Annotated in this window: 19 protein-coding genes; 10 read left to right on the top strand and 9 right to left on the bottom strand. The window is 33.9% G+C overall.

Going from position 1 to position 19329, the window contains the following annotated elements:
• Position 1 precedes the first annotated feature (1 nt).
• Both ABJF52_RS15210 and ABJF52_RS15205 read right to left on the bottom strand, forming a co-directional pair.
• Positions 2-337 (bottom strand): PadR family transcriptional regulator, encoded by a 336-nt coding sequence (locus ABJF52_RS15210; protein ID WP_153755618.1) that lies wholly within the window; start codon positions 335-337, stop codon positions 2-4.
• Between the two features lie 195 nt (positions 338-532).
• Positions 533-1006 (bottom strand): DUF4870 domain-containing protein, encoded by a 474-nt coding sequence (locus ABJF52_RS15205; RefSeq protein WP_348152084.1) that lies wholly within the window; start codon positions 1004-1006, stop codon positions 533-535.
• 172 nt (positions 1007-1178) lie between these two features.
• Between ABJF52_RS15205 and ABJF52_RS15200 the strand changes: the two genes are divergently transcribed.
• From ABJF52_RS15200 to ABJF52_RS15180, 5 genes are all read left to right on the top strand, one after another.
• Positions 1179-1634, top strand: coding sequence for a DUF4442 domain-containing protein (locus tag ABJF52_RS15200; RefSeq protein WP_348152081.1), 456 nt, complete (start codon positions 1179-1181; stop codon positions 1632-1634).
• Positions 1635-1981: 347 nt separating this feature from the next.
• Complete coding sequence (locus ABJF52_RS15195) at positions 1982-2872, top strand: DUF6268 family outer membrane beta-barrel protein (RefSeq protein WP_348152079.1); 891 nt, start codon at positions 1982-1984, stop codon at positions 2870-2872.
• 173 nt (positions 2873-3045) lie between these two features.
• Positions 3046-3843: a TIGR00266 family protein gene (locus ABJF52_RS15190; protein ID WP_348152076.1), complete on the top strand. Its 798-nt coding sequence runs from the start codon at positions 3046-3048 to the stop codon at positions 3841-3843.
• Between the two features lie 191 nt (positions 3844-4034).
• On the top strand, positions 4035-6899 hold the full coding sequence (locus tag ABJF52_RS15185) for an ATP-binding protein (protein ID WP_348152073.1): 2865 nt from the start codon (positions 4035-4037) through the stop codon (positions 6897-6899).
• A 120-nt stretch (positions 6900-7019) separates the two neighbouring features.
• Positions 7020-7673 (top strand): DUF2461 domain-containing protein, encoded by a 654-nt coding sequence (locus tag ABJF52_RS15180; RefSeq protein WP_348152071.1) that lies wholly within the window; start codon positions 7020-7022, stop codon positions 7671-7673.
• 11 nt (positions 7674-7684) lie between these two features.
• On the opposite strand, the gene ABJF52_RS15175 is transcribed toward ABJF52_RS15180, so the two are convergent.
• Genes ABJF52_RS15175 through ABJF52_RS15165 form a run of 3 tightly spaced genes read right to left on the bottom strand, consistent with a single transcriptional unit; the run spans position 7685 to position 10721 of the window.
• Entirely contained in the window at positions 7685-8209 is a 525-nt protein-coding gene (locus ABJF52_RS15175) for a DUF3124 domain-containing protein (protein ID WP_348152068.1), read from the bottom strand.
• A 15-nt stretch (positions 8210-8224) separates the two neighbouring features.
• Positions 8225-9700 carry a DUF5060 domain-containing protein gene (locus ABJF52_RS15170; RefSeq protein WP_348152066.1) on the bottom strand — a complete coding sequence of 492 codons (1476 nt, stop codon included), beginning with the start codon at positions 9698-9700 and terminating at the stop codon, positions 8225-8227.
• Positions 9701-9740: 40 nt separating this feature from the next.
• Positions 9741-10721, bottom strand: coding sequence for a sugar phosphate isomerase/epimerase (locus ABJF52_RS15165; RefSeq protein ID WP_348152063.1), 981 nt, complete (start codon positions 10719-10721; stop codon positions 9741-9743).
• A 110-nt stretch (positions 10722-10831) separates the two neighbouring features.
• On the opposite strand from ABJF52_RS15165, the gene ABJF52_RS15160 reads away from it, so the two are divergent.
• Entirely contained in the window at positions 10832-12535 is a 1704-nt protein-coding gene (locus ABJF52_RS15160) for a GMC family oxidoreductase (RefSeq protein WP_348152060.1), read from the top strand.
• A gap of 28 nt (positions 12536-12563) precedes the next feature.
• Positions 12564-13160: a gluconate 2-dehydrogenase subunit 3 family protein gene (locus tag ABJF52_RS15155; protein WP_348152057.1), complete on the top strand. Its 597-nt coding sequence runs from the start codon at positions 12564-12566 to the stop codon at positions 13158-13160.
• A gap of 6 nt (positions 13161-13166) precedes the next feature.
• On the opposite strand, the gene ABJF52_RS15150 is transcribed toward ABJF52_RS15155, so the two are convergent.
• Positions 13167-14900: an amidohydrolase gene (locus tag ABJF52_RS15150; protein ID WP_348152054.1), complete on the bottom strand. Its 1734-nt coding sequence runs from the start codon at positions 14898-14900 to the stop codon at positions 13167-13169.
• Positions 14901-15034: 134 nt separating this feature from the next.
• On the opposite strand from ABJF52_RS15150, the gene nudK reads away from it, so the two are divergent.
• Positions 15035-15622: a GDP-mannose pyrophosphatase NudK gene (gene nudK / locus ABJF52_RS15145; protein WP_348152051.1), complete on the top strand. Its 588-nt coding sequence runs from the start codon at positions 15035-15037 to the stop codon at positions 15620-15622.
• 6 nt (positions 15623-15628) lie between these two features.
• Here nudK and ABJF52_RS15140 read toward each other — a convergent pair whose 3' ends face one another.
• A complete protein-coding gene (locus ABJF52_RS15140; protein ID WP_348152048.1) occupies positions 15629-16942 on the bottom strand; it encodes a D-alanyl-D-alanine carboxypeptidase in 1314 nt (437 codons plus the stop codon).
• A 101-nt stretch (positions 16943-17043) separates the two neighbouring features.
• Between ABJF52_RS15140 and ABJF52_RS15135 the strand changes: the two genes are divergently transcribed.
• Entirely contained in the window at positions 17044-17241 is a 198-nt protein-coding gene (locus tag ABJF52_RS15135) for a hypothetical protein (protein ID WP_348152045.1), read from the top strand.
• Between the two features lie 28 nt (positions 17242-17269).
• Here the strand turns inward: ABJF52_RS15135 and ABJF52_RS15130 are convergent, their stop codons facing one another.
• Entirely contained in the window at positions 17270-18211 is a 942-nt protein-coding gene (locus ABJF52_RS15130; protein WP_348152042.1) for a LysR substrate-binding domain-containing protein, read from the bottom strand.
• Between the two features lie 105 nt (positions 18212-18316).
• On the opposite strand from ABJF52_RS15130, the gene ABJF52_RS15125 reads away from it, so the two are divergent.
• Positions 18317-18796 (top strand): Dps family protein, encoded by a 480-nt coding sequence (locus ABJF52_RS15125; protein ID WP_348152039.1) that lies wholly within the window; start codon positions 18317-18319, stop codon positions 18794-18796.
• A gap of 84 nt (positions 18797-18880) precedes the next feature.
• Here the strand turns inward: ABJF52_RS15125 and ABJF52_RS15120 are convergent, their stop codons facing one another.
• On the bottom strand, positions 18881-19294 hold the full coding sequence (locus tag ABJF52_RS15120) for a DUF2141 domain-containing protein (RefSeq protein WP_348152036.1): 414 nt from the start codon (positions 19292-19294) through the stop codon (positions 18881-18883).
• Positions 19295-19329 lie beyond the last annotated feature (35 nt).

Below are 19329 nucleotides of genomic sequence, written 5' to 3'. Positions count from 1 at the left end.
GTTAGCTGTTTTTTGTATTGGTAACCAAGTTTGTGGCGTTCCTTAATTCGTCCCACGTGGTGTCTAATTCTTTTAAGAAAAGTTTGCCTGTTTCGGTTAATGTATAGTATTTACGTGGTGGTCCTGAGGTAGATTCTTCCCAACGATAATTGAGAAGCCCAGCGTTTTTTAACCGAGTTAATAGGGGGTAAATTGTACCCTCTACCACCAGCATCTTGGCATCTTTTAGAGTGCCTAGAATTTCAGATGCATACTTGTCTTTTCCATTTAAAATGGAAAGAATGCAATATTCTAGAACTCCTTTGCGCATTTGCGCTTTTGTATTTTCTACATTCATAATATCTTTTTGCTTTTTATGCTTTGCATATCCGCTTCCTGGCGGTCCTTTTTCTGTAGTGCTTGTCCGCATAGATTAACTGTTCGTTTTTGTTGAACTTTATTCTGCATTGGCTGAAAAATGTTCCTATTAATTTGATTGATGATAAACTCCGTTTAATTAATTACTACAAGGTGTGATTAAGACCTTGCTACTTTACTTTATAAAATTTATAGTGATGGGGTATTCAAATTCTTGCCCCTCGTTTGTACGTATGGTTGCTAAAATGGTATATACAATGTTGACTATGAATAGTGCTCCTTGTACCAATCCTGCAATGCCTATTGGAAAAAGCCATTTACCAAATCTAAAATCGTCGCTATTAAAATGAATATTTAGATTATTGAAATTATTAAGTCCATCAAAACCAAAATCGAAAATATTCGGTAAAAACCCGATAAAGAATGGTACACTTATTATTCCCAAAATTATAGAATAAAGGAGCATGCTAATTTGAAAATTTAAAGCTTGCTTTCCATTATGGTCTACAAAACTATATTCATTTTTATTAGCTGTCCATAAGACTAATGGAATAATAAAATTCCCAAATGGGAAAAAAAACTTAGAAAAAGTCGAGGCATGTATTAAGGCAGATAAGTTTTTTTCGTGTTTTGTTAATGCGCTTTCCATGGTCTACTGGTATTAATTTTTACTTCAATTATGATTGATAACATAATAACTTACTATGCAAATATATGTCTAAAAAAAGGTACTATGCAAAACAAAGTACTAAAATTTAAGATAATTTTAACAATTATATATTTCGAATATTTTCAATACTTTTACCTAAAACATAATAATAATGGGCGCTACGGCTAGTAAATTCAATAAATTCACTTTTTTTAAATTGCCTGCCGCATGGTGGACAGGAGTTCGTGTAAAATCGATAAATGAACAAAAATGTGTAGTGACAGTTAAACATGGTTGGCGAAATCAGAACCCGTTTAGGTCTATGTTTTGGGCTGTACAAGGCATGGCTGCGGAGCTTAGTACAGGAGCTATGGTAATTAATCAGATTCAAGAAAGTGGTAAGAAAATTTCAATGTTAGTTCAAAATAACAATGCTAATTTTTCTAAAAAAGCAACCGGCGTAATAACATTTACATGTGAAGACGGACACCGAATAGGGGAGGCTATCGAAAAAACTATTGCGACAGGTGAAGGTGAAACTTTTTGGATGAAATCTATTGGTGTTAATACAGATGGAGTAGTGGTTAGCACGTTTAATTTTGAATGGACGGTGCGACTGAAGAAGTAATATAGAATTTAACTACAGAAGACAGAAGACAGAAAATAGAATAGCTCGTCAAGTTAGATTTTGACATTTTTTTTAATTTATATACTATTCCACAATTGCACTGGATGTATAAAAGGCAATTATTTTAGTCATTTTTTATATTCAATTATTCCCTTCAACTGAGTCTACTTTTGGCCTTTCCTAAAATTATCCTAATGAATTTAATTTGGTAGATAGAATTTTGCCATTGCTCTATGTACTTTTCATGGATATCTATTAAGGTTGATTTTACATCATAATTTAAACACTTTTATAATGTGTAGCGCGAAATGTCGCTCGTATAATCATTATTAAAGAAAGGTTGTTTTATGAAGAAATTGTGGATGCTTTTAGTGATAGTTGTTACCAATTGGTCATATTCCCAAGAAACAGATGATATTTATATTAACTCAGAATTGTTACCGGATTCGGAAATAGGAAGTTTATTAAAATTAGAAGCAGGTGCGGCCATACCTATAGTTAACACAATCAAAGAAAAGGTTACTATTGGAGGTAAAATTCAAAATACAAGTATTGAATATGTAGATAAGAATGTTCCCTTTGAAACTGATCAAATCGAAAATTTTAATTCTTTTAGTTTAAAATTCACATACCAAAGAAGTTTAAACGATAATTGGGGGCTTAATGTTATGGGTGAGTCTCAGGTTGCTTCCAATTTCGATAGATCGGAAATTAATGGCGAGGATGTGTTTTTTAATGCTATGATTTCTCTTGATAAATATAATGAAGAACAAAATAGTATTTGGACCTTTGGAGCCGCTTATGATATTAAATATGGTTTGTATTTTCCAATTCCTATAATTGCCTACACCAAAAGAATAAACGAAGCTTTGGCGTATAAAATAGGTTTGCCAGATAGTCGAGTTAAATGGTCTTTTACTGAAAATCATGATCTTGAGGGGTTTGCTACACTAACTGGTTTTACAGGAAATTTAAATGACGAAATAGAAGTATACAAAGAAGATTATACCGGAGTGTTAAGACAAACTAGTTTTGTTTTGGGGTTAGGGTACGAGCTCAGTTTTATGCAAAAATTCAAGGCCACATTAAGAGGAGGACATACTGTTTATAATCGTATGCAACTTCAAGATTATGATAATGACGAAATTTATGATTTTGATATGGCAAATAGTTTCTACGTAAACGTTGGTGTGAAATATACTTTTGATAACAAAACCAAAACTAAAAGTGTGTATTAAGTAGTTTCTGTTTGGAGATAAATCACACCCTATTCATAAATGATAAATTGTCGACATAAGCATATGTCTTTCTGATATTCCTGTTTTCGTTCCTATAAATTTTTGAAATTATTTTGTAACAATTGTATATTTAGAACTACTTATTAGTTGAACAATAAAATAGACACTACACTATGAACGCACACGAAATAGACTATCAAATATTTGGAGAAGAAATGCAATACGTCGAAATAGAACTCGACCCGCAAGAAGCTGTAGTAGCAGAAGCTGGAAGTTTTATGATGATGGATTCGGGTATTAAAATGGATACCATTTTTGGTGATGGATCTAATCAAGAGAAAGGTATTCTAGGAAAAATGTTTTCGGCAGGTAAACGTATGCTTACTGGTGAAAGTCTATTTATGACCGCATTTTTAAATATCGGTCAAGGGAAAAAACAAGTGAGTTTTGCATCACCCTATCCTGGTAAAATTCTACCCATAGATTTATCCGAAAAAAATGGAAAATTTATTTGTCAGAAAGATGCTTTTTTATGTGCGGCACAAGGTGTTTCTGTCGGAATTGAATTTTCAAAAAAGTTAGGTCGAGGTCTTTTTGGTGGGGAAGGATTTATTATGCAAAAGCTCGAAGGTGATGGAATGGCATTTGTTCATGCTGGCGGAACTATGGCGAAAAAAGAACTTGCTGCGGGCGAAGTTTTAAAAGTGGATACGGGTTGCATTGTCGGTTTTTCGCAAACAGTAGATTACGATATTGAATTTGTTGGAGGTATTAAAAATACGGTTTTTGGAGGTGAAGGCCTTTTCTTTGCTACACTACGCGGACCTGGTACAGTGTATATTCAATCGCTGCCATTTAGTAGACTAGCTGGTCGTGTTTTGGCTTCTATTCCCCGAGGCGGAAAAGATAAAGGAGAAGGAAGTCTTCTCGGAACTATCGGCGATATAGTGGGTGGTGATAATCGTTTTTAGCAATAATACGCTTCAGTAATTCTAAATTTTATTTACCTAAAAAGTCTATCCTGATTTAAACGTGTGTAAACCATAAACTTGTTTTTTCATAATACACACGATATTGTACCATAGGTACAACTATAAGTTATATTGATACGGAAAAGAATATATTGTGTTACTTTAATGCGTATTCTTGATTATTTCCGCAAATGAGATATCATCATTTTTGGCCTACTAACCTTTTAAAACGGTCTGCCTTAATATTGGGCTTAGTATTTATATTGGTTATTATTGGTCTGTGTATTGGTCCATATTCTTCGTCAAATCTTAATGTAGGTTCTGAGATTGCCATTCAGCAAAACACTAGTAATGATTCAATTCTTACCTATACCGAGATTTTTCCAGAATATGCTAGTGATATCGAGTCTAACCCGTACTTGCAATTCTCCGATATTGAAAAAATTACTTTTGATAATCAAGAAGTGGCAGTTGAGCGAATGGGCTATCACTATTGGTCTCGCTTTTCATTAAATGAATTAAAGCTTCAAGTCTCTGCCGAATATTATGAAATACAATTGGGTACCGCGGATAATTTAAAATTATACGTACCTAATAAAAATGGATTGTATACAGTGTATGCAATGGGTCGCAGTATTAAGAAAGAGAAAAGTACATCTCTTAATGATTTAAGTCGGTTGTTTTTAGAAGACGAAAAAATAGATTTTGAACGTCCGTTTTATATAAAAAATAAACCGATGACTATTTTTGGACTTAATGCACTCTACGAACCTGTAAAAGTTAGTTTGCACAATGCTACACCTTATTTGTTGTCAACTGAAGGTAAAAATAGATACCGGAATAATAAAGTATATGATTTTTGGTTCTATACCCTTTTTGGTATCATATTTTCGGTGTTTCTATTTGCAGTGATTCGATATTTTTTAACCAATACTTTATATTATTTACTATACGCGGCTTATCTCTTTTTCTTGGGAATAAATACAATTCATAGGATTTTTATTTTTCAAGAATTATTGGCCGATTGGCACCCGCATTTGTACTTTTATTTAAATCAAATGGGTGCTGTTTTTGGTACTTTTTTTCATGCGTTGTTTACTTTTTATTTTGTAAATGTTCGTAGAAATTATCCAAAATTATTGCCGTACTATTTAGGATTTTTAAATGCTCAGATTCTTTTCTGTATTGGTTATTTTACCCTTATAGTATTTTTTCCATACAATAAGTACCACGAAATAATTATCGACATTCAGATTTATTTGATGGTGGCGATGAACGCTGTTCTTATAACGTATATGATGTATACTAAAAGATTGTTGGCTACCACACTTATCTTAATCGGAAGCCTATTGCTTATTATAGGTAACTTTTTTGTGATTTTGTTCGACAATACGTTTATTCTTATGCCTATTGTAACGCTGGAGAGTATTTTGTTTATCACAGTCTTTTCATATTTAGATAAAATTCAATATAAAAAGGCTTTTGAAAGAGATCAATTGGAAGAACTTAATCTGCAAAAATCAAAAATGTTTGCTAATATAACTCATGAATTTCGCACCCCTTTAACCGTTATTCTTGGTATGGTAGAAACCATAAAAATAAATTATACAACCGCAACAAAAAGTAGTATAAACGAATCGTTAGAAATGATTCAGCGTAATGCTAAGAATGTTTTAGGTTTGGTTAACGAGTTATTAGATTTGGCTAAAGTGGAAAGTGGTTCATTAACCTTAAAGGTAATACAAACCGATGTGGTGCCTTTTGTAAAATACGTGAGCGAGAGTTTTCACTCGTTAGCAGAAACTAAAAAAATTAATCTCGTTGTATACTCTGAAATAGATAGCTTGTATATGGATGTAGACACCCATATCCTTTCTTCTATTATCTCTAACTTACTATCTAATGCTGTTAAATTTACGAACGAAGGTGGAAAAGTAATAGTACATCTGAATAAATTAGAAGTGAAAGGGAAGAAAATTTTTGTAATTAAAGTAAAAGATAATGGCATTGGTTTAGCTGAAAAAGAACAAGAACAATTATTCAATCGTTTTTATCAAGTAAATAGTTCTATTTCAAGAGATTATGAAGGTACAGGAATTGGACTTTCGTTAGTTAAAGAATTTGTAGAACTTATGAATGGTACAATATCTGTAGCTAGTGAATTAGGGCAAGGAAGTACATTTACGATGGAGATTCCTATTACAAACAATGCATTAACTATTGAAAATACTTCTTTTGAATTGGATGAGTTTGTGCAACAACCTGTAGCGGTTATAAAAAATGAAACACCCATTTTTGAAGCTAATAACGGAACTCCTTTAGTTCTTGTTATTGAAGATAATTTTGATGTTGCACATTATATTAAAACATGTTTGAACGGAAAATACAGAATAATTCATGCTGAAAATGGTGTTTTAGGAATAGCTACTGCTTTTGAAAAAATACCAGATATTATTATTTCTGATGTTATGATGCCAGGTAAAGATGGCTTCGAAGTTTGCGAAACTTTAAAGTCTGATCAACGTACTGATCATATTCCCATTATAATTTTAACTGCGAAAATTACTACAGAAGATAGGTTGACAGGATTAGGTTGTGGTGCAGATGCTTATTTAGCAAAGCCTTTTAATAAGGTTGAATTATTTACTCGTTTAGATCAATTGCTATTAGTTAGAAAAAAGCTTATTCATAAACTCGAAAATAAAGGCTTTTCATCGGTATTAAAAGAACCTGTTGAACATCCACAAACTAAATTTTTACAACGGATTATTAAAAACATACATGAAAATTTAGAGAATAGTGATTTTGGGTCAGTCCAATTGGCTGAAAATATGGGTTTAAGCGAATCTCAAATTTATAGGAAACTAAAAACTATCACCGATAAATCAACCGCGATTTTTATTCGATTAGTTCGTTTGCAAAAAGCAAAAGAATTGATTTTAACTACAGATAAAAGTGTTTCTGAAATTGCCTATGAGACAGGTTTTAACGACCCTTCCTGGTTTAGTCGTGCCTTTAAAAAGGAATTTCATTCTGCACCAAGTGAGATTAATTAGATTAACAAGATTTGCTTCTTTAAATAGTATATGAAGTGTTTTCAGTTTTGTATTTATTAATTTAGTTCATTTAATAGTCTATTGCGAATCCACAAGGAAGTAATTAATCCGCTTCAATTAATGAATTTCAAAAATCAAATCAACTTTCTTAAAGAACTTCTAAAAAATAATAATAAAGAATGGATGGATTTAAACCGTAAATGGTATAAAGAAGTCCGTAATGATTTTATTGGTTGGCTAGATAGCATGAATAATAGACTATCTGCTATTGATGACGAATATTATGATACCCCAGGTAAAAAAGGAATTAACCGTATCAATAATAATTTAATGTTTCACCCTAATAAACCAATCTATAAAGACCATTTTGGGGCTGGATTAGATAAGCGTCCAAACTCTGGAGATTTCTATATAGAGATTGGTATTGAACGTTGCATTTTTGCTGGTGGACTTTGGAGGCCAGATCCAAAACGTTTACGCAGTATTAGAGATGCTATTGATTATGATGGGGAAGAACTTAAGAAAATATTAAATAAAAAATCATTTAAAGAAACCTTTGGTGGACTTTATGAAGATGTGAAACTAACAAAGGCACCAAAAGGATTTTCAAATGATCATATACATATCGATTTATTGCGGAATAAAACTTTTGCCGTAGCTACAGAATTTTCTACTCAGGAAATTTTTAAACCCGATTTTGAGAAAAAGGTGATAAATGTTTACAATGAAATGCTTCCATTTAGACGGTATTTGAAAAAAGCAATTTCGGTTTAATAAAATTTTAATTACCGATTACTTATAGAAACTCCTTTTGTGGTAAATGAAACACCTTGTTGTCCTTGTGTGGATATCATTACGCCTTGAAAAATTGGTTTAACGACATCACTTTTAGAACCCCAATTAACAATAAAGTTAGCTCCAGCACCTCCGCTAGTGTCGCTTTCATCAATAACATATTCAGCTGTTTGCAAAGGTTTTAATGCAATTGGTTTGGTTAAAAAACTCTTTGTTTTTTCTCCAAAGGAATTATAATAGTCTACCTCACTTACATATATTGTATGTTTTAAACTTGTATTACGCAGGCTTAAAGTAGCTGTTAAATTGAACCTTATATTTTTTGTTTTAATATAAATCTCAGAATATATGGGAACATATGTGGTGTCGTTGTAGTGCACACCAGCAGGTATTTTATCTATTTGAAGCCCTTTAAAATGTTCTTCATGCAATTTATTTTGCTGACTATCTGTACAGGATTGCACTGCTAGAATCGCAAGTAAAAGAAATGTAACTTTAGTTATGTTTTTTATCATTCGTATTTTATTAATTTAATTTACGCGAGCACGAATAGCCATGTACGGTTTTTGAGGTAACTCAATTTCGATAGTGCCTGAATATAATTTATCTAATTTACTTATGGTCATGTTCCATGTGTCTATTACCTCTATAATATACTTTTTATCTTCTGGTAATTTTATAATGGCACTCGCTTGCTGACTGTTGCCGTAATAATAAAGATAATAATCATCTTTTTTATAGAGTTCCATAGCTTTATTCCATTCGGTGTGTAAAGGAACCAAGTCAACTTCTGGAGCCTCTTTCATAATTTGATGAAAAAAAGCAATTCGCTCCGGGCTTTTTCCATAGAGTTTTCCCCCTTTTGCCCACCATAAAATGTTTTCAGGATGCACATAAGTTTCTCCGTGAGAGCCATAACCACCTCTTGTGTATAAGGTCCAAAACCTAAGAACAGTTTCTTCTGCTGTAAGATTTCCCCAGTCGAAAGGTATATTACCCTCATAAACAAATTCATCATTAATTACAGGTTTGTTATAGGTTTCTCGCCATTCCTGAGTTTTTTCAAGAAAAGGGGTTTGTACGCTTAGGTGGGTTATCCATGGTTTGGAATGATTATACCACCCCTTACCATTGTGTATAGATTTTAAGTGATTTGAAGGGTCTGCATTTAAAATTGTTTTAAAATAAATCTCCCACTCAGAATCTGGTTTGTTCATTATATCATATTCATTAGCCATACTCCACCAAACATTTCTATATGCACCTAATCTTGCAATTAAATACTTAAGGTATAATTGATTTTCTTCAATACTACCTTTGCTAAATCCCCACTTATCATAAGGATGAAATAGAATAATATCTGCTTGAATATTTAATTCTAATAAAGCTATTACCTGATTTTCTAGATGCTTAAAAAAATCTACATTAAATCTATCTCTTTTCCACCCTTTTTCTTCAGAACCTTCAAAAGGATAAAATGGAGGTTCATTAGATACATACTTGCCATAGTACTTGGGCATAACCGTCATTCTTATTTTATTGAATGTATTCTTCTTTAAAGTGTTTAGGGTTTCTTTAATTAAGTCGTTCTCTTGATGTATCCATGAATAGGCTGTTGTCCCTACAGGATAAAAAGGTGTGCCATCGTCATAACCGAAATGATACGTGTCTCTAATTTTTACCCGACCGTGGTTATCGGGTGTGGGCGGCGTACAAATAAAGCTACCATGCTTAGCCTTAATCTTATTTGAATTGCTTTTTATGGTATAGGTCCATTCGCCCTCAAATTCGGGCATAAATCGAATTTTATAAGTTTGGTTTCCATCATAAAATCCATCGACATAATAAATCTGGTTTTTATACTTGAATTCCGCACTTACCCAAATATCTATAAAAGGATTTTCTGTTTTAGGACCTTTCAATTCAATTTCAAAAACTCCCCATCGCTCCGCGGCGCATAAATTTATGGTGAAGAAAAAAAATAAAATGAAACTTAGCTTATTCATAGCTTTTTAAATTGTTTTAAACGTATTTGGTGCTATCACATTAATTCCTGTTCGAGAGCGCTTTTTCGACGGTAGCATGTGTTTTTTCATAGCAGGTTTTTAATAGTGTTTTAGCATCCATAGTATTCCAATACCCTTTATTAAATAATTCAACTGAAAAACCTCCTCGAAATCCTGCTTCGCATAATTTAGGTATTACTTCATTAAACGGACAAATACCATCACCTGGGAAAATACGATCAGCATCTTTTAATTTTTCATAAGATGGTGCTGCTGGATAATCATTAATATGCATTACCGGCATTCGTCCTGCATTAAGTACATCTATAGTGTCCCAATCATTTCCGCCACGATACACATGATAGAAGTCTAAAAGCATAGTTGCTTTGGGGTGTCCTGTGGCTATTGTAATTTGAGCGCAATCTGCAATCTTATTTAAAGCACCCATACCCCATAATTCTATAATTGGTGTTACACCTGTTTGATCACCTAATTCTAATATAGCATTATAACGCTTCGCATATTCGTTGTATTTGTTTGGGTCTATTTCGGTTATCCCTTGAACAGGAGCGGCAATAAATTTACCTCCTATAGCTGCAATAATTTTCATTTCTTCAGCTAACTGTTCTAGTGCTTTTTTTCTTTCTAACGCATCGTCACTGCACCATTTAGAAAACCCTATAATATTTTCTAATACAAGTGAACTTTCTTTTAATTTAATTTTTAGTTGCTTAGCGGTACCACCGTTTTCCAAATACTTTTGAATGTCTCGCATCCATAATTCAATGCCTTTAAATCCAGCCTCGGCAACCATATCAATTTGAACGTCAACAGGCAATTTATAATGCAATAAAGTAGATGTGTTGAGGCTTATTCGAATAGGTAATTTGTTAGAAATTAATTTCTTACTGACTGCTATCTGTGTTTTTGAATTCGATGTAAAAGCATATCCGCTAAGGGCTGCGAGCGAAACTTTAAGACTTGTAGTTATTGCTTTTCTCCGCGTTATTCTATTTATCAATTTGTGGTTTTTATTGTTTTGATTAAAGATAAGACCTATTTTCTTTTTAAAGAAAGAACATTCTTATTCTTATAAATTCATACCTTGAAAACTTAATCAATGTACAATTAATGGCAAACTATAATATAGATGCTCAAAAGGAAACAACATACGATGCAATTGTTGTTGGATCAGGAATTAGTGGCGGATGGGCAGCAAAAGAACTTTGCGAAAAAGGTTTAAAAACGCTCGTGTTAGAACGTGGTAAAATAGTAGAACACGTTGTGGATTACCCTACAATGAATTTAGACCCCTGGGATACGGAATTGCGTGGTGGACTTACTCCTGATCAAAAAGAAAAGCACTATAAAGCAATTCGTTCAGGATGGATTGGTACCGATACAGAACATTTTTGGGCAGATGATGCAGCAAACCCATACACTGAAGAAAAACCATTTCTTTGGTTGCGAGGACATCAAATGGGAGGAAAGTCATTATTATGGGGTAAGCAAACCTATCGCTGGAGTGATTTAGATTTTGAAGCTAATGCGAAAGATGGTTATGGTGTAGATTGGCCAATTCGTTATAAAGATATTGAGCCTTGGTATACTTATGTTGAGAAGTTTGCTGGAATTAGTGGTGAAGCCTTAGGATTACCACAATTACCCGATAGTCATTTTTTGCCACCAATGGAATTAAATTGTGTGGAGAAGCATGTAAAAGAAAGAATAGAAAAAGATTTTCCTGGCAGGAATATGACTATTGGGCGTTGTGCACACTTAACGGTGCCACATAACGGAAGAGGACAATGCCAGAACCGAAATAGATGCAGTAGAGGTTGTCCATTTGGCGCTTATTTTAGTTCCAATGCGGTTACCTTGCCACCAGCAAATGCTACAGGTAACTTAACCATACGACCATTTTCAATTGTGCAATCATTGGTGTATGACGAGAAAAAAGGGAAGGCCACAGGTGTAAGAATTATTGATGCTGAAACCAATGAGGCTATTGAATATTCTGCAAAAATTATTTTCGTTAACGCATCAGCTTTGAGCACTACGCAAATATTATTGAACTCTACATCTAGTCGTTTCGAAAATGGTTTAGGAAATGATAGTGGAGAATTAGGTCATAACCTTATGGATCACACTTATAGAGTAGGTGCAATAGGTAGTTTTGAAGGTTTTGAAGATAAATATTATAAAGGTAGAAGGCCAAACGGAATATATATTCCTCGTTATTGGAATATTGATGAGAAGTCTAAAAATGATAAGTTTTTGAGAGGATTCGGGTTTCAAGGTGGTGGTTATCGTGGTGGAAATGCGGCCAATATTGAAGATTTTGGTGCTGATTATAAGGATAGTATTTTAAAACCAGGTCCGTGGGAATTTTTTATAACAGGTTTTGCAGAATGTCTGCCGTATCACGATAACAAAATAAGTTTAAATACAGAGGTGCTTGATAAATGGGGACAACCTACGTTAACTATTGATGCCGAATTTAAAGCAAACGAGAAAGCTGCTAATAAGCAGATTCAAGAAGACGCTGTTGAAATGCTTGAAAAAGCTGGATTAAGGAATGTGTTAGGCTTTGATGAAGAACATCCACCTGGGTTTGGCGTGCACGAGATGGGTACGGCCAGAATGGGGCGTGATCCTAAAACATCGGTATTAAATGAATTTAATCAAGTACATGCAGCTAAGAATGTATTTGTGACTGATGGTGCTTGTATGACTTCGTCATCATGCGTGAATCCGTCGTTGACCTATATGGCTTTGACAGCGAGAGCAGTTAACCACGCAGTTTCAGAATTAAAAAAACAAAACTTAGGCTAGTAATAACTGGTTTGCAACATTACAAATTATGGATAGAAGAAAAGCACTTAAGAAAACGGGTTTATTTGCAGGAGCGGCTATTGCTATGCCTTCAATTTTTTCACTATTACAGGCATGTAAAGACGAGCCGCGATTGAGTTGGCAACCGCTTTTTTTTACAGTAATTGAGGCTAATACCATTTCCATTTTAGTAGATATGATACTTCCAAAGACAGCAACTCCAGGAGCGTTGGATATGAAAGTCGACCTTTTTATTGATACGGTAATTGCTAAAGGTTATGATGAAAAAGGCCAGCAAGAAATGCGTGATAATATTGCTGAATTCAATGAAGCTTGTAAAGCTGATTATGGTGATATTTTTCCAAGTTTAACTGAAGCAGACCGAATTAAAGTATTAAAAAATGCAGAGACTACTTCGGGTAAATTTAGTCGGGGCGTATGGGGAAAAACTGTTGGTGAACAAGAGCCAATTGGTTTTTATAGATCTTTAAAAGCAATGGCTATTGGCGCATACTTAACTTCTGAAGAGATTGGAGAAAATGTATTGAGTTATGATCCAGTGCCAGGTAAATACGAACCTTGTAAACCTGTTGCTGAGGTGGGTAATAAATGGAGTTTGGGGTAATAAATACTACTCTTCTTTCGTGTATACAATATCACCATTGAATATTGTCATGGCTATTTCAGTTTTTAAAAATTCATCTTCAGGTATTGTCATAATATCCTGATTGTAAATCGTAAAGTCCGCAAGTTTTCCTTTAGTAATAGAACCTTTTATATTTTCTTCAAAAGCACCGTAAGCAGCATCTAAGGTGTAAGATCTTAAGGCTTGTTCTCGAGTCATTTTTTGTTCGGGTTCATAGCCACCTTCCGGAGTACCTTTTAAAGTTTTACGACTAATACTGGCATACAAACTCGCAATCGGATTTAATGGTTCAACGGGTACGTCTGTGCCATTTACTATAGGAATACCGCTTTTTAATAATGCCTGCCACATATAAGCACCTTCTTTAATTCGTTTTTCTCCCAAACGGTCTATGGCCCAAGGTCTATCTGACGACATGTGTACCGCTTGCATTGCTGGTATTACACTAAGTTCTGCAAAACGTGGAATGTCATCTGGATGCAAATGTTGCGCGTGTTCTATACGAAATCGATGATCTTTAGATGCTTCAGGTAGATCTTTAAATGCCGATTCGTAACGATCTAGTATTTCGCGATTTGCGCGATCCCCAATTGCATGAGAGCAAACTTGAAATCCATTTTTTAATCCTTTTAAAGCTGTTTCTTTTACAACTTCCATGGGTAGTGTTTCATGACCAAAGTGACCATGTTGGTCCGTATACTCTTCTAATAGCCATGCACCTCGTGAACCCAAGGCCCCATCGCAATTTAATTTTATCGAACGTATGGTTAACCGATTGTCAGGGTCAATTAATGGTCCCTTATCAAGCCATTCATCAACCAAATCCATATCACCTCCGGTAATCATAGCATACATGCGAACGGTCAATTTACCCTCAGATTTCATGGCTTCGTAAAAGGCAATGTTTTCTCTTCCGATACCCGCATCATGAAAACCAACGATTCCATTTTTATGGCATGCAGCAATGGCAAGCTCAAAAGCTTCAGTTATTTTTTCAGGGGCGTACATATCTGTAGGAACATGTTTCCAAATTAAATCTGTGGCAGTCTCGTTAAAAATACCTGTCGGTCTCCCTAATCCATCTCTTATTATTTCACCGCCTTCTACTGCAGATTTGTCGATACCTTCTTTTGTTAAAACTTGAATTCCTGCAATATCCATGGCCGCAGCGTTTGCAAAACCAGCATGTCCACTTACGTGACTTAAAAAAACGGGATTATTGGGTGAAACTGCACTTAATAAATCATGAGTTGGAAAGCCTTTTACCATTATCTCCGGTTTTACATTCCATTTACTTTGGTGCCAACCGGCACCAATTATCCATTCTCCAGGTTTAATAGTTTTGACTTTTTCAGCCACAGCAGCAACAATTTCTTCATAGCTATTGGTAGTCGTTAAATCTAGCTCTAGTGCACTAAAACCTAAGCCCATAAAGTGACCATGACCTTCAATTAAACCGGGTGTCATGGTTTTACCTTTTAAATCTAATACTTTTGTTTGTTCGTTTTTATACTTTTCGGCTTCTTCTAAACTACCGGAAAAAAGTATAATACTATCTTTTGCAACCACGGCTTCTACTTTAGTTTGTGTTGAATCTACGGTGTAAATAGGTCCGCCAAAAATGAGTAGTGTTCCTGTTTCTTGCGCGGGGTTCGAACATGAAATAAACATTAGTATAATTAAAAGGAAACAACTGGAAAGAGAGTTTGGTTTGTTCATTTGGAAGGTTTAGAAGCTATTAATGTACAATATTTATGATACTAATAAAACAATTAGAATTATATAAAAAAGTTTATAGTAAAACATAGCACTTTGTAGTTGAATTCCTTAAAGGCAGTTTGTACCTTGGTCATATGAATAATAATCGTGTAAGAAATATAAAAAAAGAGTTACTTTCAGATAATTGGTATACACTAAACAAATTTAGTTTTGAATACCAAAAAGATGATGGCTCATGGGAAGAACAACATCGAGAGGCCTATGATCGTGGTAATGGAGCGGCAATTTTACTCTATAATAAGAAAAAGGGCACCGTAATTCTTACGCGGCAATTTCGAATGCCTACCTATGTTAATGGTAATGAGGATGGTATGATGATAGAGGTTTGTGCGGGACTTTTAGATGGCGATAATCCCGAAGATTGTATTCGTAAAGAAACAGAAGAAGAAACTGGTTATAGAATTGATAATGTTGAAAAAGTAATCGAAACCTATATGAGTCCAGGTTCTGTAACCGAGATTTTATATCTATTTATTGGGGCATACGAAGACCAAATGAAAGTAGGTGAGGGCGGAGGTGCCGAAGATGAAACTGAGAATATTGAAGTTTTAGAGTATACTTTTGAAAAAGCAATGAGAATGATTTCTTCAGGAGATATTAAGGATGCAAAAACTATTATGTTATTGCAATATGCAGCTATTCATAAATTGGTCGGAAAATAGAGGCACCTAGTAGTTGTCTCTAATTTCTTCAAATATTCGTTGCATTCTATTTTTAATTTCTAAGGATGATTGCCTAAAGTGATTGTTCATAAAGCTAAATATCAGTGTTTTACCTGACTTGGTGAATAAGTAGCCGCTGATGCAGTGGTTGTTACTTAAACTTCCTGTTTTTGCAATTATATATGGTTCGTCAATACCAGGATACCAATCTTCCAAAGTGCCAGAAACACCTCCTTTAGGGAAAAAATCAAAAAGACGTGCTTTAGGTATTTCTGTATACATTTTTTGCAATACTTGTACCATAGATTCAGGAGTAAACAAATTGTATCGCGAAAGTCCTGAGCCATCTACCCAACGCGGTTCATGTTTTAGGTCGTTTAATAACTCTTTAAGTACATATTCTCTTGTGGTATTACTATTTAAGGTGTCTGATAATACTGAAGAACCTATAATTAACAATTGCTCAGCAAGAAAATTATCGCTTTCGTGCATCATTCTTTTTAAAACTGTATCTGTGGGTACACTGTAAATAATACTTTTTTCTCCTGGTGGAAATTTCGCTGCCAATTCAATTTCTTTTCCAATTTCATAAGCTAGTAGACTTTGTGTTAAGGTGTTATTAGTTTTATAGGGCACTTCTAAAGTGTCTTTTCGTTGCTTGGAATAGTAGAATAAATTTTTCTCTAATTCTCTGTTTTTAGTAGCATTTATGGCTAAAACACTATCACTGAAATATTTTGGAAGTATTGTTTTTTCTGGTTCATTGTATAAAGTAGTTACATTACCGTACATAGGAAAACTACCTCTTTCGGGTTGATAGTAATATTGGTAATCTCGCCAAGACCATCCAGGCCCTAATTTGGTGTCATCAAAATTATTAAGGTGTATGGCTATTTTTTCCTTCTGTTTAAGGAAATTTATGACATTAGAATTGTCAAAATAAGAATGCAATAACGTCGGATCGCCAGTACCTTCTATATATGTAGTATTATTATCATCAATATATTTTAAAGCAGGAATAGAATCAGGAAGTAAATTTAAGGATGCATAAAGCGTAAATATTTTAGTATTACTCGCAGGTGTAAAGTATTTCTGATGATTTTGTTTGTAAATAGTATCATTCGTTGTCGGGTCTATTATTAGAATGCCAGCAAAATAATTGGAGGTTTGTTCGTTTTGCATGGTGTCCGAAATGTTTTTGGAAATTATTTTTTTCGAACTACTACAACTGACAAAAAAAAATAGAATAATAGTCGTTGTAAATGCAAAATTTATCCTAAAGCATATTTTAGTAAAACTTCTTGAAGGTACTGCTTTCATTGGTGTTAACATGAATTTACATTAAATTTAACGTATAAGGAGCAATATAATTAGCACGAATGTAGTTAAATTTGATAGACAACTAATTTAATCTTTTTCATATGGCTAGAGCAATGCTTGAGTACACAAAAACTGTACTCAAAAAGGTTAGTTTCGATGCAAGTTTATTTCGCAAAGAACTACAGAAAGCGATTTCAAGATTACTCCCCCAAGAAATTGAAGAATTGAAACAGTGGTTGGAGGCTTATTTAAATGATAAACCTGAACTACACGAAAGTTTACTTTATTTAAAAGCTTAAATATACAAACCCGCAAAAATGCGGGTTTTTATTTGCTTCCTAATGGACTAATTATTTTTACGTCTTGGAAGGCTATTGCGCCACGTACCACTCCTGATATTACATCTATAAGTGCATTTGTAATCTGCATTTTAAGTTCTTTTTTATGATAAATTAAACTTACCTCGCGTGCCGGTGGGGGTTCATTAAAAAAACGTAATTGATTTTTCTTCGAGGAATCTAACTCAAGCGTGTTTAAGAAAGGTAATAAGGTCATTCCAAGGCCTTCATTGGCCAAATTTACAAGTGTTTCAAAACTCCCGCTCTGGAGCTGAAAATGTTCATTTTCGTTATTTCCGGCAGTTCTACATAAATTAATTACGCCTTCTCTAAAGCAATGTCCATCCTGTAAGAGTAATATATCGCTAATGTCTAGATCTTCAGGGTTAATTTTAGTTGAGCTGTACAATCTATGTCCATTAGGAACATAGCCAACAAATGGCTCATAATACAAGGGTCGCTCTTTTAAAAATTCTACTTCTAGCGGGGTAGCGGCAATGGCTGCGTCTAGATGTCCGTCGGTGAGATTCTTTATGAGTGTTTCTGTAGGTTGTTCTTTTATGATAAGATTTACCCTAGGAAACTTTTTAATAAAGTTTTTTAAAAACATTGGTAAAAGTGTCGGCATTATGGTAGGAATAATTCCTAAAGTAAATTCCCCACCAATAAAACCTTTGTCTTGGTCTACAATGTCTTGAATTCGATTTGCTTCGGCAACTATATTTTTTGCTTGCGAAACAATTTTTTTGCCAACTTCTGTAACTCCAATAGGTTTTTTTCCTCGGTCAAATATTTGTACATCTAGCTCATCTTCAAGCTTTTGTACTTGCATGCTTAAAGTGGGTTGTGTAACAAAGCTGTGCTTTGCCGCAATGGTGAAATTTTGATATTCAGCTACCGCTAAAATGTATCTTAATTGTGTAATTGTCATAGTCAATAGTTGATATCGATAAAGGTATAAAATCCATTGATAAAGCTTATTGTTTTATGCTGAAATCATGTTGTAAATTTATACCGAATTAAAATTAAAAAAGTCATGAAAACTAATAGCATTGGCTTAAACGCCGAAAAATCACAAGAATTAAGTACCGATTTAAATTCACTTTTGGCCAATTTTCAGACCTACTATCAAAACCTTAGAGGCATACATTGGAATATAAAAGGAAAACGTTTTTTTGAATTACATCCTAAGTTTGAAGAGCTATATAATGATGCAAATATAAAAGTTGATGAAATTGCTGAAAGAATACTCACTTTGGGTGGAGTGCCGCAGCATACTTTTAAAGATTATTCAGATAATTCGCAAGTACCAGTGGGTAAGAATATTACCAAAGATGATGAAGCAATTCGATTAATTGTTGATTCCCTTTCTGTGTTATTGCAAATTGAAAGAGGAATTTTAGAAGCGTCTGATGAAGCGTCTGATGAAGGAACAAATAGTATGATGAGTGATTTTATCACTGAACAAGAAAAAACTGTTTGGATGATGAAAGCATGGTTGGCTGAAGAAATTTGAAAAAGAAGAATTAATAGTAAAAAAAGGCTTGCAGTAATGCAAGCCTTTTTTATTTGATTGATGAATAAACTCTTTTTCAAATAATTAAAACCGAATATTGATTTCTTTATTTTCCGTAGTAACTTCAAATTTGGAGCTATCAAACATAGGCGGACCGTATAGATTCATCTCTCCTGAGTTGCCATAACTTTCTTGTGGCATACCGTTTAGCATGTCCATTTGTTTGTTGTCATTGGCATCGTGTATTACCATTACTGCATATGTTCCAGGTGTTATATTGTCAAATTTTAACGTTGTGCTGCCAACTTTTGCTGGTGCAGTCGTATTTACTACCCCTGGAGCTTTCATAAATGTTTCTGCTGTGTGTAAACCAGCTATTATAGTCCCTTTATCTGAAAGTACATTTTCTATGGTTACCGAAACTGTTACTCCGATAGCATCTTGTGCTGTGATTGAAACGGTTGCGAGGAATACGATTAGTAGTGCTAATTTTTTCATGGTATTTTGTTTTTAGTTATTTAACATGGGTCAAA

The organism is Aurantibacter sp., from assembly GCF_039941195.1.
Lineage (GTDB): Bacteria > Bacteroidota > Bacteroidia > Flavobacteriales > Flavobacteriaceae > Aurantibacter_A.
This window is presented reverse-complemented; position numbering and strand designations above follow the sequence as displayed.